Here is a 16,230-nt window from a genome sequence, read left to right as displayed (position 1 = left end):
AGTACAACTAATCACTGCCAAACAGATCTCGAGTATAAACCTTATCAGCCACATCACTTATATCATCTGCCATACGATTAGAAACTATAACGTCAGACATATTTTTAAACTCATCTAAACTGGAAATCACCCGAGAATGAAAAAACTCAGACTCATTAAGCTCAGGTTCATAAACAACAACTTCAATGCCTTTAGCTTTAATACGCTTCATAATTCCTTGAATACTCGATGCTCTAAAGTTATCAGAACCACTTTTCATTATTAAACGATACACCCCAACAATTTTTGGATTACGCTTAACAATAGACGCTGCAACATGATCTTTACGGGTAGTATTGGCATCGACAATAGCGCTGATAAGTGAATTAGGCACATCTTTATAATTTGCACGTAACTGTTTGGTATCTTTTGGTAAGCAATAACCACCATAACCAAAAGAAGGATTATTATAATGGACACCAATACGAGGATCTAGACCAACCCCTTCGATAATATGTTTACTATCTAAACCATGAGTTTCAGCGTAGGTATCTAACTCATTAAAATAAGCCACTCGCATCGCTAAATATGTATTTGAAAAAAGTTTAACTGCTTCTGCTTCTGTTGAATTTGTAAACAATATCTCAATATTTTTTTTTATTGCGCCTTCAGCTAATAGATTAGCAAAGACTTTAGCTCGTTCTGACTGTTCACCTAGAATTATTCTTGAAGGATATAAGTTATCATAAAGCGCCTTACCTTCACGAAGGAACTCAGGAGAAAAAATGATATTATTAGAATTTAACTTAGCTTTAATACTTTCAGTATAACCTACAGGCACAGTAGATTTTATAACCATTACGGCTGAAGGGTTAATATCCATTACATCTTTAATAACAGCTTCTACAGAAGAAGTATTAAAATAATTTGTTTCAGGATCATAATCAGTAGGTGTTGCTATGACTATATAATCCGCTTCTATGTAAGCTTCCACTTTATCTAAAGTAGCTTTTAGGTTTAAATGCCGATTCGATAAATAATATTCAATTTCAGCATCAGCAACTGTCGATTGTTTAATATTAATTAACGAAACCCGTTCTTCATCTATATCAAGTGCGATAACTTCATTGTTTTGTCCTAGTAATACAGCATTTGATAGGCCAACGTAGCCAGTTCCAACAATTGTAATCTTCATTTTAGTGGACCAGTAGTTTGAGTTAATTTTTTTTATAGCCAAATTTATAAAGGAACATATCAAATAAAAAAATAGGCGTTGAAATGAAGTTCCTTCGCCATAGTCGCCTAGGCTCTTTCAATAATCTTGGTAACCACTCTAAATGTATTTTTATCCAAAACGGTGAGGGCCTATCAACGGTACCAGCATAAAAATCAAAAACAGCTCCAATAGAAGATGCCACCTTAAAATTTAGCTTGCCTTTATGTTGATAAAGCCATTTTTCTTGTTTAGGTGCTGTCATACCAATAAACAAAACATCTGGATTGAACGTATTTATTTTATTAATAATTATTTCGTTATCAACAGTAGAAAAGTCGGATTTGAAAGGTGGTGAATATGACTCTACGGTAATATTAGGAAATTCAACTGAGGTTTTTTCATGGATTTTAACTAAAGTACTAGGCGCTGCCCCCATATAAAATACAGTACCATTGGTTTTATTTAATTCTAATAATAAATAGTGGTGTAAATCAGCTCCTGCAATTTTTTTCATAGATATATTATGAATTTTTTGAGCCGCTAGTACAATACCGCTCCCATCAGCAATAAGAGTATCAGATGACAGTAAAGCCTCTTTAAATAAGGTATCTGATTTTGCTGTTACGTAGGAATGAGGGTTAATAGTATTTACTATTAACCCTTGTGATTTTCCTATATCAATCAATGATATGTCATCGTTAAAAACATCATACCCCATTAAGTTTATTGTTTTATACATTTTAGTTATTGAAAACCTCAACTAAATTAATTTCAAATTGCTCTAAACTAAAGTTATTTAAATAACGCTGTCGACAATACTCAGCTGTTTCTTTATTAAGTAGGTTAGATTTCGCCTGTTCTAAACCTCCAAATAGCTTATCCGTGTTGTCAATAATCACACCACATTTATTATCTATAATATAAGGTATTGAACCTTCATCCGTAGCGAGAACAGGAACACCATAAGAAAAAGCTTCAATGATAACCAACCCAAATGATTCAGACTTATATCGTGTAGGAAAAATTAATAAATCTGCCAGCCTTAACAGCTCTTCTTTTTCTGAACCATTAACAAAACCATGAAAAACAACATTAGCAGAAAGATTATTTTCATCAATAAAGTCAGTAAATAGCTCTTCCTCTTTCTGGCTTTGCCAACCACCAGCAAAATGAAACTGGACGGGCTGTGATTTCATTGTTTTTGCTAACTCCAGTACGTGATTATATCCTTTCGATTTTATCATATTAGACAAATACAAAAAATTTAGGCCTCGTGTTTTGCTAAATTTATCCTGTAAAAAAGTTTCAAATTCTGTGTCATCAAAAGGGTTCCCTACTCCATTTGGCAAAAAGAATATGTTATTAAAAGAATCGGTCTTATCAAAATCACTCTTTAGCATCGGGGTTAATAGAATAAGATTAGCCCCCTTGAGAAAATAATTTGTTAATTTTAAGTTTCTATCGCAACTAGAGACAAATTCATCAACCCCCTTTGTATGATAATGATAATAGATATCAACAGCTGTCATTAAGTGATACAACTTCCACAATGAAGATAATAAAAGATCCCGGTAAAACGCCAAACCTTTCACTGACGCAGTAAAATATATTTTATCAGGTCTAAACAGTAATAACGCAATAAACACCTTAAAATATAATTCGATAATGTAATAAATCTTCTTAAAACTTAAATTACCAATATCAGCGATGCTGTCAGATGATTTTATTGTGATAAATTTACAATCATAATTTGATTTCAACTTTTCACTTGCTTCTATAAAATCACCGACTTTGGCTGCACCATGCATGGGTGGTGAACGGTGTAATATACACAGTAGTTTTTTCATTAAGAACCTTGTGATACAAATAAATACGTTAACTTAATAAAATAGCACAATCTATTAAGTGCTATATAATGAACAGATTTTTATTTTAAGATAATACGAGTTAAAAGAACAGTATATAAAGAAACTTGAATAAATCTGAGCTATAAGAAACTAAGGATAATTAATTAGTTTACTCAAAAAAGGCGGAAGTTTGAGCCTAAATAAAACTTTGTATATATTGCTAAAATAGAAATTATATTTTTTTAATATTTTGGGGTCAAGCTTAGTTTTGTTGCAAAAATCTAATTTAACTGAAGTTTCACTATAAAGTTTAGATGGGAATGGGTTATCTGATTTACAATGTGTCGCATTTTCATTAAAACCAGAGTTTATCACTCTAGATTTAGTTGGGTATGAAGTAAGTAGGTTACTATTAATGTTCGAGATGGTCCATAAAATAGCCCAACTATTAATTTTACCTAACTCATTATGACGATACATCCTGTATACATCCTGGCCTGCCTTTCTTGTTTTTATCCATAAAAGCAACCTACCGATTACACCACCAACATCATAATTCCAATCACACTCTTGCCATCTGTCTTTCCAAGTTGCCCATCCCCATGAGCATGGGCGAGGGTGAAAAAAATTATCTTTCTCTGTGGGGTAGTTGATATTTATTGAATAACCAGAAATTGAGCCTACACGTTTATTCTCATCATAAAAATCTAAAGACTTGTTCATATAAAGAAGAAAATCTGAGGCAATAATTAAATCATCCTCAAGTACAATAACCTTATCGGTATTCAAAAAAACACTGCTAATACCTTCAGTAAGAGATTTAGCTAACCCTTTATTTACAGGTGAATAGTTAATGTTAGTAGACTTGAATGGAAAGTTCGTTCTTTCAAGAAAAGCTCTTATTTTATCACGTTCATTTTCATCTGAAGTATTTCTCGGGCCATCAATAAATATGTGAACATTAGATTCATTAGCTAAAGTACATTTAACTAGGTTGGACAGGAGTTGTTCAATTAAATCTGAACGATTAAAACCAAATATAATAACGTCTGCTAACATCTAAAAGGTTCCTTAATAATTATAAACTTCGAGTCAACGCAAGGGGGGTTGACTCGAAGTTTATTTGAGTAAAATGCGTTTTTTGTTTATGAAAGTGAGCAAACAAAAGACCGATAAATAGAAATGAATCATTAAAGGTAATAAGTGAACCAGCATCTGTTGAAATTCTAAAAGCACAAGCTAAAATAAGCAATAATATAGGTATTTCTTTTCTAAAAATAAATATGCTTATGAGAGCGCAATATACAATAAGACATAGAAAAAAAACACCTCCCCCTATTATTGCTTTCAAAAAAGAATTATGAGGGTTAGTAGACTGTATTATTTCAAAATACATTTCCCTTTGCTCAAAACCAAAAATAAAATTAAAAGCACCTAAGGCGTCCACATATTCTTTAAATATGGTACTTCTAGCATCTTTAAAAAAACCGTCAACACTAAAACGATTCATAGCCGAAAGCTCGTTAGAGAAAATAAACTCTCTGAAATAGATGAATAAAGAGCTAAGGAGTAAGAAAAACACAGCTACGATGATTATAATTATAATCTTGGGATATTTTTTATAAATAACAATTGCTGATAATACCAATAACGAGGCAATTATTCCTGCGCGTGATAACGAATATAACGATAAAATTAACAATATAAAGGCAGGTATATATGAAACACTCCCCTTCGCAACAAACCTACTACAGTAATAAGGGAAAACTGTCAACACTAAAAAAAAGGATATCCAATTTTTAGAGTTAATAAATACCTCATTTGGGTTAGGATCTATTAAAAGCCGGGATATTACATACGCACTATAAAAAACAAAAGGTAATAATAGTAATTTATCGTTATATTTTTTTTCACTACATATTATTTTAGCATGAAATATAGATGATAAAGTGCCAACGACGACACCTAAAGGAACCCTATCAATATACATTATTGAGTTAAAAAACACCGGTAGCATAAAAACAATAACAACAATTAAAATTTGAAAAATATCTTTACTATTAATAAAATTAGAAAATAATGCTAAGCCAATAGAAGCTAATAAGAATATAAGAACAATGCCAATTACTCCACCACCTAATACATCATACAATAAGAACTGTTGTTGGTATTGAAGAGCAGATATTAGAGATAACATTAACAATACCACACAGATATTGTTAAGCGTTCTGTTAGTCATCTGATATACATTTCCTTATCAATTCCCCATAATCAACTCCATTTAAAGACTTTTCCATTACATTACCTTCAGCCCATTCGTTCCAAGCCTTTATAAAAGTAAAAGGTACATTTCGACCTTTGTTACTAATCATGATATCGCTTACATGCTTTATATAATGATCTTCTTTACAGGGCATCACTTCATAAGCTTTATATGAATATCTAGGTGAATTATCCCAGCCTGTTAATATAGTTTGTGAGAAAAATATATTGTTATCAGTATTGTTAGTAGCTAGAGACTGCTGTTTTCTCAGGAGTAACCTTTCACAACCTCGGTTTAAATGTTTAAAAACAAATGAAGACTCAATTGAGGATAGGGTTCCCCTTAGTACTCTTTTAATCTTTGGTAGTTTTTGCATACCAAGTAAGCCAACATCCCCAGGTGGCCACCCAATAAAGAGATCTACACCTGTAACGTTATTTTTCTCTGAATATGTTGTCACGATATACGGCTCAATATAAACACCTTTTACTTTGTTTATTTCTTGACCAAGTGTTTTCTTAAGATAACTAACATCTAAATTCTCTATGTTTAATATACATATAACTGGTCTACCATCAATGGTCTCATACCTACTATCTAATAAATACTCTAAGCTATCTTTTATAAAAACATCTACTTGGTCATTATCAAATTTTTGCTCTGCAATTACTGTTTTATGATCTCCGACCCAAGCCTTAGTCCATGAGTGATTAGCCCACGTAAGAATAAAAGGGAAATCTATATCTGAATGTAAAAAGTCTTTAACTGGTTTCCTAAGCGCAGTGGTTCGCTCATCAAAAGAATAAAAATAAAAACTAAACGCATCTATACCGATTTCTTTAGCTTTAATTACTTGCTCCCTTATTGTTTGACTTTTATCATCTAAATCGTACTGCTCAAATGCAGGAACTTTAGGTTGGCTGTGACCAATATATAAAGGCTTGGAGTTTTGACTTGTCGTCCAGTCAGTGAACTTTTTTCCCCAAATAGCCTCATTGAGAGGTTCTTCGTGGAATTGTGGTAAATAAAATGCAATATACTTCATAATGATTTCTTCTAATTTTAAAATTTAAATTCTATTAATTTTTAAATACTTTTTGAACTGTTTTTTTAACAAGAACCCATAAATACAAGTGTGCTTTGGAAAAAACTTCTTTGAATAAAATTTTCCGAATATCCAAATAATCATTGTCTTTGTTATATAAATCCAACCCTAAAACCTCTCTTACAAATTTGTCTCTGTCTTGATCTAACTCAATATTATTAATCTCAGAAACTGAAAATAACTTTCTTTTTATATCCTCTGTTGATCTATATAAATTACATGAACTTGTATAAAGTTCCCCTAAAGGTTTTTCTTTATGACCAATATTGGTTAACTTTGGTTCTTTTCCCAAAATAAAATACTTTACGCCAAGTTCGTGGCAATAAAATAAATCACTTCCGCCATGGGCAGAAGTTGCATATTTCGTTTTTGTCAGAACATCATAAAAACGATCAACAAAGAATGGAGAAGTTGTTAGCCCAAAAGTCAAAATTGGAAAACCATATTTTCTTAATCGCTTATGATAGCCTTTATTAATGTCATGTTGATGTAAACAAATCCTGATCGGATGAAACTCTGCTGGTAATGCGCTTAACTCGTTAAAATATTTATCATCATCAAAATTGTCTAACTCAATCCCATCATTCGTGTGAGTATAGAAAACAATAGTTCCCTCAGACTTGTCTTCTAAATTTAATTCTTTCTTTCTACGATAAAGAACCCAGGGGTGCGTTATATGTATAATCGACTTATTCCCCTCATTATTTTTTAATGAAGAAACTCTTTTAGTAAACCAACTAAAATGATAGGACGCTCCATTTTTTTCTTCATGTGGTTCAAAATATGAGAGTAAACATACACCATGATCACCATATAAAGGGATCGGTAAATACCAAGGCCAATTAAATATTTCTCGGTAGCATTTCCCAAAACTATATATCTCTGTTACCCAGAAAAACCAAGGAATACTTTTGTAACCAATTGTATTGTCGAGGCCTTTAAGAAAGGTTCTATCAATCATTAATTCAAGCTCGTCATCAGATAAACCAGAGCTATACTCGCTTAATTTTTCGGGCCAAAATTTATTATTCATTAAATTACCGTTATTAAAAATTTATATTAAAGTATGAAGCAGGATAATTCTAAAATGACAGTAACTTCCTACACTTAATTAACATTCCCCTTAGAAAATCTTCCTGTTTAACTGATATACCTAATAGACTTGGAAACTTAATTAATAGAAGAGTAAACACTCCAAAATATAGAAATCCACATAAAGATATATTGAAAAGGAAACCACTGACTCCGAATTGTTGAATTATAATTTGGCAAAGGTAGCTAATAAAAAGAAGTAAAATAGGAATAGTAAACTGACTAAAACCTATAACATTGATTCCATGTGACTTTCGCAAAAAAAACAGGAACAAATTTGTGCTAACTAACTGTATTACCACCAATTTAAATGCAATCACTTCTGAACTGACTGTATCAAGTATACGGTAATCGACGAATAAGAACAAAGCAATTGATACTGACAAATTAAAAATAATAGAAACGATACCTAATATCATTTGTAGTTTCGTTTTTCCTAGAGCCAAAAGTATAACACTTGATATTTGACCAACCACTTGGTGGATAGGAAAAATCATCATGATCATAAATGTTAAATTAGCTTTAAGATATTCTTCCCCAAAGAAATAGAGTAATAAATCAGATGACCATGGTATAACAAAGCAAGATAAAAATGACGCGAATAGAAATAAACTTATGGTTGTATTTTGGGCAAGTTCATTAATTTTAATGAGGTCGTTTTTACTCGCACTTAGTTCTCGCCAAAATACATTTAAAATTGATGTAGTCGCGATTAATGATACGATAGAAATTTGTTTTGATAATGCAAAGTAGCCTTGTTCACCAGCCGTACTTATTTTTTGCAGTAACCAGCGGTCAGATACATCATATATCAAGACTAATATAGAGTAAGGTATAAGTGGAAAGCAATACTCTTTATAGTCAGCTATTTTTGTGTATGGATTACCTTTCAGACATTTTGAAATTTCATTTATTCTGACTTTATTACTTAAAAAAACAAATATACCTAATGACCAACTAAATAATATTGAAAGAAATATTGTGAAGATATTAAGGTATTCTGCATAATACAACAAACATATAACAACAAAATGTAACATTGTGATCTTTGTTGATATTTTTTGGAAAACAAAAGTTGCTCTTATATATTCAATAATATAACTAAAGAAGTTCCAAAGTCGCTGTTGAATAAACAAGGAAGTTACAACCACCGCAAGAAGAATTCGGTCATCCCCTACACCTAATTCAATTAAATATGAATTAGGAATAAAAATTATTACCAACAAAAATAGCACTAACTGACCAATTGCAAAAACTATAAATTCGACTAAATTCTTATTATTAGTGTTATTTGCAGAAAGAAAAGTAAAATAGGCCTTTGATACGCTTAGATCAACAAAGCGTATCAAAGAGGTAAATATTACAACTAAATAACTATAATCACCAAACTTAACCGGTCCTAGATGACTAGCAAATAAAAAACCTAAAGCCATAGTAAGAAACATACGTAAAACACTTCCTACAACACTAGAAAGGTACCTGTCAAATAATGCCAAAAAACTCACCCTTTTTTTTGTAATAATAAAGTTGAAAGAAAACAACACTGTACAGTCAATTGTGAAACATACCAATTAGCTAAAAATAAAAAATATAGGTCTTTAAAAAGAGTAGCTAACGTTGGTAAAACTGTATAATCTTTAATGTTCTGAAGAAGCTAGTTAGTTTCTTTGAATTTGCAGAATAAAAGTTGCCGTATCTTGGGTAATCTTCTCGCTCTCTAATAATATCTAACTTTTTTATATTCTGTTTATTCAATTGGCCTATATTTACAGTGCAAAATATACAGTTATCTACTTACTAAACCTTACACTTTTTTGGTAAATATCATTTTCAGCATGGCTTTAAAAATAACCGAATTAGCCTTAAATAGTTTGCCAAACCTAGGTTTTCCAAACTCTCGTTCACTTATGGGAATAGGGATATTAATTAAAGAAAAGCCGCGTCTAAAGCTTTGAATGGCCAACTCTGTTCCGATAGAGTTACAACTATCAAAACCACCATTCATATCATATACCTTCATATTATAAGCCTTAAATCCACATAGGGGATCATTGATCCCCCATAAAACAGCCCCAAATCTAGCAAAAACACCCTCAGCAAATCGAGCAGCCTTGGGTCTAACACCTAAAACAACATCATAGCTATCAAGTTTTTTAATAAATTCAGTTACCTGCTCAACTGGATGCTGCCCATCGGCATCAAAAGTGAACACTTTCTTAAATCCCAATTCTTTAGCTCTTAAAAACCCTGAATTAAGAGCTCCGTCATAACCTTGATTTACTTTATGATTGACCACATCAGCACCGGCTGCTAAAGCATATTTAGCTGTGCTATCGGATGAAAGATCATTGACAACAATAACTTTAGCGTAAGGCAATAGTGACTCTACTACCATTGCAATAGATTTTTCTTCATTAAAAGCAGGAATAACTGCTGCTACCTCAAATCCATCCACTTGAGATTGCCTCCTTTGGCTAAATCAATTTGTGCTTTTTTCCCTATCGCATATTTAAAGTCATTTGGTTGTAGAGCCCCTTCAGGAGATGGTCTCAATATTTCTAAATCGCTTTCTTTAATAATTTCACCGGCTTTAATATCTCGAGTCAAATGAAGACTTCTGCGCTGCAGAACGGCCGTTTGCATTTCATTTTCTTCGATTTTCTTAATGCCATTTCCAAGCGCAAATTCCAACTCGCGAGTGCGAACCACCATCTCTTTCCAATCTTTAGGATTCATGGCAAATTTATGATCTGGTCCATCATGGTCATTATTATCAGTAAAATGCTTTTCGATGATTCTTGCCCCTAAAGCGACAGCACCCAAAACAGTTGTGTGTCCGGGTGTATGATCGCTCAGCCCTAGAATCAAATTTGGAAACATATTTGCATAGGTTTTTAAAACATTTAGCTGAATGTATTTAAAATTCTCCAAACTCGCCGTATAGTTTGTATTGCACTGCATAAGTACTATATCTTGGGTGTAACTACTTAATGCGTTTATCGCGTTGTAAACATCATCACAACTAGAGGCTCCACTAGCCAATAGCATTGGTTTACCTTTTTCAGCCATTTGAGAGACAAGCAAGTCCCAATTAATATCACCAGAACCAACTTTATATGCAGACACAAATGGATCAATATGATCGATTAATTCCGCCGAATAAGGAGATGTCATAAATTGAACATTCGCTTCTTTACACGTTTTGACTAATTCATCTGTCCATTCGAGGTTAATAGAAGCCCCTTGATAAACTTCATAAACACTTTTTTTCCATTTCGCTTGGTGTGTACTCTGTTTTCCTAGGTTTTTAAAACCAGTGTCACTAACAATAGATTGTGCTTTAAAATGCTGAAACTTTGCCACATCAGCACCAGCCTCGGCACACATATGAATCAACTCTTTCGCTTTATTTAAATCACCGTCGTGATTGGCCCCTATATCAGCAATGAAAAAGGTTGGTTCGTTCAAACCAACATTAGTATTCCCGATTTTTATTTTTGAATTAAATTTCACTTGTTAATATTCCTTCAATTTCTGATTTAAGAGTGGGTAAAGTGACTTCAAAAGTCAGTTCAAATTTTTCAACATTCATTCTCATATCTAAAGGTCTTGCCGCTTTTAAATCTAAATCTGCAAAAGATACAGACTTAGCGAAATGATGCTGTAAACCAGCCATATCACCTAAAGTACGCGCAAAATCTTCTTTACTTAACCCCTCACGCGAACCTAAATTATAGACTCCTGGATGAGGTGAATTTATTACTACCGCTAATAATTCGCTTAAAGTTTTCATACTTAGAGGGTTAAAAAATACATCTTTAAATAAGTTGACAGGCTCTCTAGCTTTCAGAGATTTTAAAACCCAATCACTAAAGGATACGCGGCCTTCTGTTTGACTTCTCCCAAAAAAATTCGTTCTTAAAACCATACCATCAACCATCAAAACAGATGCTTCTCCAGCTAATTTTGTAAGCGCATAATTATTAACTAAATTAACATCTTCTTCAGAAGCGTAGGCTGAATTATAAATATGGTCTGTAGATATTTGGATAAGTAGTGATTTATTTTTTTTACACCACAATGCTAAATTTTTAGGTATTTCCACATTTAAGTTATAGGCTAGCTGCAGATCTTCTTCACAAGTGTCAACATTGGTCAAAGCCACTAAATTTAATATAACATCTGGCATTTCTTTATTTAATAAAGCTTCAGTCTCAGCATAAGAAATTAAATTCCCCTGGCAATCTGCCTTTTTGCTTTTTCCATGAATTCGTACGGAAAACTGCCCAGAAAGGACATTTCCAGCGATAGGTCCTAAGAGCCCAGTACCACCACAAATTAAAATATTTTTAGTCATCAAATTGTTCTCTTCAAGTCTCATATGAGAGGAATACCATCATATTATTTAATCAGTTTATTGAGAGTTATAATATCATTTTTATTTCGACAAAAACCTGAGTAACAGAATACAAACAGCCCCTCTTTTATCAAACGCATGAGTACCTAGTACATGAAATATATTCAGCACACACAATATCTGATATTCATTTTGAACAAACAAGCTTCTATCACGTTATTTTTACAAAATCTATATTGCAAAACCACGAAAAAGAGGAACTATTTAACATACTCTTTCTACAAGATGTTTATGATAAATTATTAGCACCTCAAAAATCGTAACTTTTAACTTTTCTAAACCCTTGGATTAGGGCAAAACCAAAAATTTATCTTAATCGCTTGTTTTACCAGATAGGCGTTTATATTTTATTTCAGACACTTCCCAATCTTCGATACTATCGATATCATGAGCTCTAGATTCAGGAAGTAGATATGGGATAGCTTTATTTGTGACTAACTTTTTTTCATGTTCAACAAAAAATGGCTTAAAAATATAAAACTGTCCCGCATCATGATAATGGGTTTCTAAGTCTTGAGTTCTCGTATTATAAAACTCAGGTGAAATGGAGCTCAAATACTTACCAGGAAGACTCAGCGCCCGTTGAATCGGATGTGAATAGGATAATACTGACACAATACTCGTAGCATCTTTTGTTTTCTCTAGAATATCCAACGCATCTTTAAGAATAACTGCATTAACAAAAACAGAAGTTGGATAAATACAACAAACGTAATCATAAACCTCGTCTAACTGCTCTAACACCTCTTGAATAACATCATAAGTTGTTGCGAAATCATCAGAGTTTTTTGTAGTTCTCAAAAAAGGGATATCTGCACCAAAGTTCAGTGCTACATCAGCTATTTCCTGGTCATCAGTCGACACCACCACCCTATCAAACACATTAGAATTAAGTGCGGCTTCAATCGGATAGCCAATTATCGCTTTACTTAAAAACTGTTTAATGTTTTTACGAGGTATACGTTTACTACCACCTCTGGCAGGTATAATAACAAGTGTTTTTTTATTCATGGTCATCATTTATATTTGGTTTAAAGAGTAATAGTAGCGAGGTAAGTCACATGACAAATCAAAATAATTACCTGATATTCTGAACAAGACTTGATTAATTAAACTTCGAAGTTAGGATCTACATGTTCAACAATTAAATCCCTTAAAGATTCGACTGTTTCCCACTCAGTATTCGTTCCAGAATTATATTTGAAACCAAAAGGAACTTTTACGGCTTTATGATGCTTAAGATAATCTTCTTCTTCATATGTGAACGAAACTGAAGGTAATATTGCATAATATTTACCTAAATCAATCGTATTTAACGAGTCACTGTCTGTGATCATTTCTTCGTGTAGCTTTTCGCCTGGACGAATTCCAACTATACGAGTTTTACATTCTGGTGCTATAGCTGTTGCAATATCAGCGATTTTATAAGATGGAATTTTCGGGACAAATATTTCTCCACCAATATGATTTCCAATAGCGTACATCACCATATTTACACCATCTTGCAGCGAAATATTAAAACGCGTCATTTCTTCATGAGTAATAGGTAACATGCCCTCTTTCTTTTTATCGATGAAAAAAGGAATCACTGAACCACGAGAGCCCATTACGTTGCCGTAACGCACAACACTGAATTTAATATCCTTTGATCCACGGATATTATTGGCAGCAGCAAATAATTTATCAGAAGCTAACTTAGTCGCGCCGTATAAATTAATTGGCGCACAAGCTTTATCAGTTGATAAAGCTACAACATCTTTTACGCCACAAGCAAGTGCTGCATGAATAACATTTTCTGCACCGTCAATATTGGTACGAATACATTCCGTAGGATTGTATTCCGCTGTATCAACTTGTTTGATAGCTGCGGCATGAATAATAACATCGACACCTTCACAGGCTTGTGTCATACGGTCTTTATCACGGACATCACCAATAAAAAATCGTAATTGAGGAAAATCAAATCCTGGATATTTTTGTTTGATCACCGATTGTTTTAATTCATCGCGTGAATAGATAATTATTTTTTTAACATCTGGATATCGGTCTAAGATAGTCTCAATGAACTTTTTACCAAAAGAGCCGGTACCGCCCGTGATCAAAACAACTTTATTATTTAACATTTTAACTTATACCTTATCTAAAATTTTTTGTTAGTTTAATTATACACTTGATTAACTTCTAAATTCATTTTGATTATCGACAAACCATTGATAAGCCAATCTCAAACCGTCTTCTAACACAACCGAATATTGCCAACCTAAAGACTTAAGTCTGCCTACATCCATTAACTTACGTGGCGCACCATCAGGTTTTGTTTTATCAAACTTAATTTGACCTTTAAAACCAACTACTTTGGCAACAGTTTCAACTAATTCTCGAATGGTACAGTCTACACCTGTCCCTACATTGATATGGCTAAGCATTGGATCTGTATTTTCATCGTAAGTGACTTTATCTAAATTCATGACATGAACCGAGGCAGCAGCCATATCATCAACATATAAAAATTCACGCATAGGTTTACCACTGCCCCATGCAATAACTTCTTTATCGTTATTTAATTTAGCTTCATGAAAACGACGCAGTAATGCAGGGATAACATGGCTATTTTCAGGGTGAAAGTTATCATGAGCGCCATAAAGATTAGTTGGCATTACACTGCGATAATCACGACCATACTGACGGTTATAACTTTCACACAGCTTGATTCCTGCTATTTTAGCAATAGCATAGGGTTCATTGGTTTCTTCAAGTGTACCGGTTAAAAGAGCGGACTCTTTCATTGGTTGCTCAGCGAGTTTAGGGTAAATACAAGAAGAACCTAAAAACAACAACTGCTGGATATTAGCCAAGTGTGCACTGTGGATTATATTGCACTGAATCATTAGGTTTTCGTAAATGAAGTCAGCAGGGTAAGTGTTATTTGCAACAATCCCCCCTACTTTAGCGGCGGCTAAGTAAACTTGGTCTATTTTTTCTGTTTGAAAAAATTCAAGCACTGCTTGCTGATTCGTTAAGTCTAATTCAGTTCGCGTACGGGTAATAATATTAGTATGTCCACTAGTTTCAAGCTGACGAACAATAGCTGAGCCCACCATGCCGCGGTTACCCGCGACAAATATTTTGGAATTTAACGCTGTCATACTGTTAACCTTGATTTTCAATGGACATAGCAACACTATGGCCATGTGCTTTAAGTAATGCATGTTGTTTTGCTTTACTTAAATCATTCTGCACCATTTCAGCACACATTTCTTCTACTGTTATTTGTGGTACCCAACCTAACTTTTCTTTTGCTTTTGACGGGTCACCGAGTAACGTTTCAACTTCAGCTGGCCGGAAATAACGAGGGTCAACACGCACAATAACATCGCCAACATTTAATGCTTGTGCGTTATCACCAGTGATAGACTTAATTATTGCTACTTCTTCAAGACCTTCACCTGTAAATTCTAATTCAACACCCGCTTCTTTAGCTGACAAACTAACAAACTCACGTACACTAATTTGTTTACCTGTGGCGATAACAAAATCATCTGCAACATCTTGTTGCAACATCATCCATTGCATACGAACATAGTCTTTTGCATGGCCCCAATCACGTAATGCATCCATATTACCAAGGTATAAGCAACTCTCTAATCCTTGTGAAATATTAGCAATGGCACGGGTAATTTTTCTTGTTACGAACGTTTCACCACGGCGAGGCGACTCGTGATTGAACAAAATACCATTACACGCATACATACCATATGATTCACGATAGTTAACTACAATCCAGTAGGCATACATTTTTGCTACTGCATAAGGTGAACGAGGATGAAAAGGGGTAGTTTCTTTTTGTGGTATTTCTTGTACTTCACCATAAAGCTCTGAAGTAGACGCTTGGTAAAATTTAGTTGTTTTTTCCATGCCTAAAAACCGAATTGCTTCTAATAAACGAAGTGTGCCCATGGCATCTACATCAGCAGTATATTCAGGACATTCGAATGAAACAGCAACGTGCGACTGAGCGCCTAGGTTATATACTTCATCAGGCTGAACATCTTTTAAAATACGCGTTAAATTTGAAGAATCAGTTAAGTCACCATAATGCAAAAAAAACTTTTGGTTTTTTTCATGATTATCTTGATAAATATGGTCTACGCGTTCAGTATTTAATGATGAAGCTCTACGCTTAATACCATGTACTTCATAACCTTTTTCTAATAAAAGCTCTGCGAGGTATGAGCCATCTTGTCCTGTAACACCTGTTATTAAAGCTACTTTTGCTTGTGTCATTTCTAATTCCTAATTCTGGTGTAAAGT

General features: G+C 33.4%; 15 protein-coding genes. All 15 read right to left on the bottom strand.

Translation table 11 applies throughout. From position 1 onward, the window contains the following. Positions 1-7: 7 nt before the first annotated feature. Positions 8-1,174 carry a nucleotide sugar dehydrogenase gene (locus tag B5D82_RS01920; protein ID WP_081148781.1) on the bottom strand — a complete coding sequence of 389 codons (1,167 nt, stop codon included), beginning with the start codon at positions 1,172-1,174 and terminating at the stop codon, positions 8-10. A 22-nt stretch (positions 1,175-1,196) separates the two neighbouring features. Then, positions 1,197-1,934, bottom strand: coding sequence for a WecB/TagA/CpsF family glycosyltransferase (locus tag B5D82_RS01915; protein WP_081148779.1), 738 nt, complete (start codon positions 1,932-1,934; stop codon positions 1,197-1,199). 1 nt (position 1,935) lies between these two features. Next, positions 1,936-3,042 carry a glycosyltransferase family 4 protein gene (locus tag B5D82_RS01910; RefSeq protein ID WP_081148777.1) on the bottom strand — a complete coding sequence of 369 codons (1,107 nt, stop codon included), beginning with the start codon at positions 3,040-3,042 and terminating at the stop codon, positions 1,936-1,938. A gap of 150 nt (positions 3,043-3,192) precedes the next feature. Continuing rightward, on the bottom strand, positions 3,193-4,101 hold the full coding sequence (locus tag B5D82_RS01905; RefSeq protein WP_081148776.1) for a glycosyltransferase family protein: 909 nt from the start codon (positions 4,099-4,101) through the stop codon (positions 3,193-3,195). 19 nt (positions 4,102-4,120) lie between these two features. After that, the gene (locus B5D82_RS01900) at positions 4,121-5,281 is read right to left on the bottom strand and encodes a hypothetical protein (protein ID WP_081148774.1); all 1,161 of its coding nucleotides are present in this window, start codon (positions 5,279-5,281) and stop codon (positions 4,121-4,123) included. Then, positions 5,274-6,350, bottom strand: a complete 1,077-nt coding sequence (locus B5D82_RS01895; protein ID WP_081148773.1) for a glycoside hydrolase family 99-like domain-containing protein — start codon at positions 6,348-6,350, stop codon at positions 5,274-5,276. The genes B5D82_RS01900 and B5D82_RS01895 overlap by 8 nt, the downstream gene beginning before the upstream one ends. Before the next feature lie 34 nt (positions 6,351-6,384). Next, entirely contained in the window at positions 6,385-7,443 is a 1,059-nt protein-coding gene (locus B5D82_RS01890) for a hypothetical protein (protein ID WP_081148772.1), read from the bottom strand. A gap of 49 nt (positions 7,444-7,492) precedes the next feature. After that, entirely contained in the window at positions 7,493-8,998 is a 1,506-nt protein-coding gene (locus B5D82_RS01885; RefSeq protein ID WP_157673823.1) for a lipopolysaccharide biosynthesis protein, read from the bottom strand. A 308-nt stretch (positions 8,999-9,306) separates the two neighbouring features. Then, the gene (locus B5D82_RS01880; protein ID WP_081148769.1) at positions 9,307-9,957 is read right to left on the bottom strand and encodes a glycosyltransferase family 2 protein; all 651 of its coding nucleotides are present in this window, start codon (positions 9,955-9,957) and stop codon (positions 9,307-9,309) included. Continuing rightward, positions 9,939-11,015, bottom strand: coding sequence for an N-acetylneuraminate synthase family protein (locus tag B5D82_RS01875; RefSeq protein WP_216629009.1), 1,077 nt, complete (start codon positions 11,013-11,015; stop codon positions 9,939-9,941). The genes B5D82_RS01880 and B5D82_RS01875 overlap by 19 nt, the downstream gene beginning before the upstream one ends. Further along, a complete protein-coding gene (locus B5D82_RS01870; RefSeq protein WP_157673822.1) occupies positions 11,005-11,859 on the bottom strand; it encodes a dTDP-4-dehydrorhamnose reductase family protein in 855 nt (284 codons plus the stop codon). Before B5D82_RS01870 ends, B5D82_RS01875 begins: the two co-directional genes overlap by 11 nt. Before the next feature lie 372 nt (positions 11,860-12,231). Then, positions 12,232-12,930, bottom strand: coding sequence for a pseudaminic acid cytidylyltransferase (pseF, locus tag B5D82_RS01865; protein WP_081154242.1), 699 nt, complete (start codon positions 12,928-12,930; stop codon positions 12,232-12,234). A 98-nt stretch (positions 12,931-13,028) separates the two neighbouring features. Beyond that, positions 13,029-14,042 carry a UDP-N-acetylglucosamine 4,6-dehydratase (inverting) gene (pseB, locus tag B5D82_RS01860; protein WP_081148765.1) on the bottom strand — a complete coding sequence of 338 codons (1,014 nt, stop codon included), beginning with the start codon at positions 14,040-14,042 and terminating at the stop codon, positions 13,029-13,031. A 51-nt stretch (positions 14,043-14,093) separates the two neighbouring features. After that, positions 14,094-15,065 (bottom strand): GDP-L-fucose synthase, encoded by a 972-nt coding sequence (fcl, locus tag B5D82_RS01855; protein WP_081148764.1) that lies wholly within the window; start codon positions 15,063-15,065, stop codon positions 14,094-14,096. Positions 15,066-15,069: 4 nt separating this feature from the next. After that, positions 15,070-16,203 carry a GDP-mannose 4,6-dehydratase gene (gene gmd / locus B5D82_RS01850; protein ID WP_081148762.1) on the bottom strand — a complete coding sequence of 378 codons (1,134 nt, stop codon included), beginning with the start codon at positions 16,201-16,203 and terminating at the stop codon, positions 15,070-15,072. Positions 16,204-16,230 lie beyond the last annotated feature (27 nt).

This window comes from Cognaticolwellia beringensis, from assembly GCF_002076895.1.
Classification (GTDB): domain Bacteria; phylum Pseudomonadota; class Gammaproteobacteria; order Enterobacterales; family Alteromonadaceae; genus Cognaticolwellia; species Cognaticolwellia beringensis.
The sequence above is the reverse complement of the archived record's forward strand: the minus strand, read 5'-3'. Positions and strand labels throughout refer to the sequence as shown.

Excerpts from the sequence above, each read along its gene's own strand:
- fcl (WP_081148764.1), bottom strand. The coding sequence starts at position 15,065 with ATGACAGCGTTAAATTCCAAAATATTTGTCGCGGGTAACCGCGGCATG.
- B5D82_RS01910 (WP_081148777.1), bottom strand. The coding sequence starts at position 3,042 with ATGAAAAAACTACTGTGTATATTACACCGTTCACCACCCATGCATGGT.
- pseF (WP_081154242.1), bottom strand. The coding sequence starts at position 12,930 with ATGAATAAAAAAACACTTGTTATTATACCTGCCAGAGGTGGTAGTAAA.
- B5D82_RS01895 (WP_081148773.1), bottom strand. The coding sequence starts at position 6,350 with ATGAAGTATATTGCATTTTATTTACCACAATTCCACGAAGAACCTCTC.
- B5D82_RS01920 (WP_081148781.1), bottom strand. The coding sequence starts at position 1,174 with ATGAAGATTACAATTGTTGGAACTGGCTACGTTGGCCTATCAAATGCT.
- gmd (WP_081148762.1), bottom strand. The coding sequence starts at position 16,203 with ATGACACAAGCAAAAGTAGCTTTAATAACAGGTGTTACAGGACAAGAT.
- B5D82_RS01890 (WP_081148772.1), bottom strand. The coding sequence starts at position 7,443 with ATGAATAATAAATTTTGGCCCGAAAAATTAAGCGAGTATAGCTCTGGT.
- B5D82_RS01900 (WP_081148774.1), bottom strand. The coding sequence starts at position 5,281 with ATGACTAACAGAACGCTTAACAATATCTGTGTGGTATTGTTAATGTTA.
- pseB (WP_081148765.1), bottom strand. The coding sequence starts at position 14,042 with ATGTTAAATAATAAAGTTGTTTTGATCACGGGCGGTACCGGCTCTTTT.
- B5D82_RS01915 (WP_081148779.1), bottom strand. The coding sequence starts at position 1,934 with ATGTATAAAACAATAAACTTAATGGGGTATGATGTTTTTAACGATGAC.
- B5D82_RS01870 (WP_157673822.1), bottom strand. The coding sequence starts at position 11,859 with ATGACTAAAAATATTTTAATTTGTGGTGGTACTGGGCTCTTAGGACCT.
- B5D82_RS01905 (WP_081148776.1), bottom strand. The coding sequence starts at position 4,101 with ATGTTAGCAGACGTTATTATATTTGGTTTTAATCGTTCAGATTTAATT.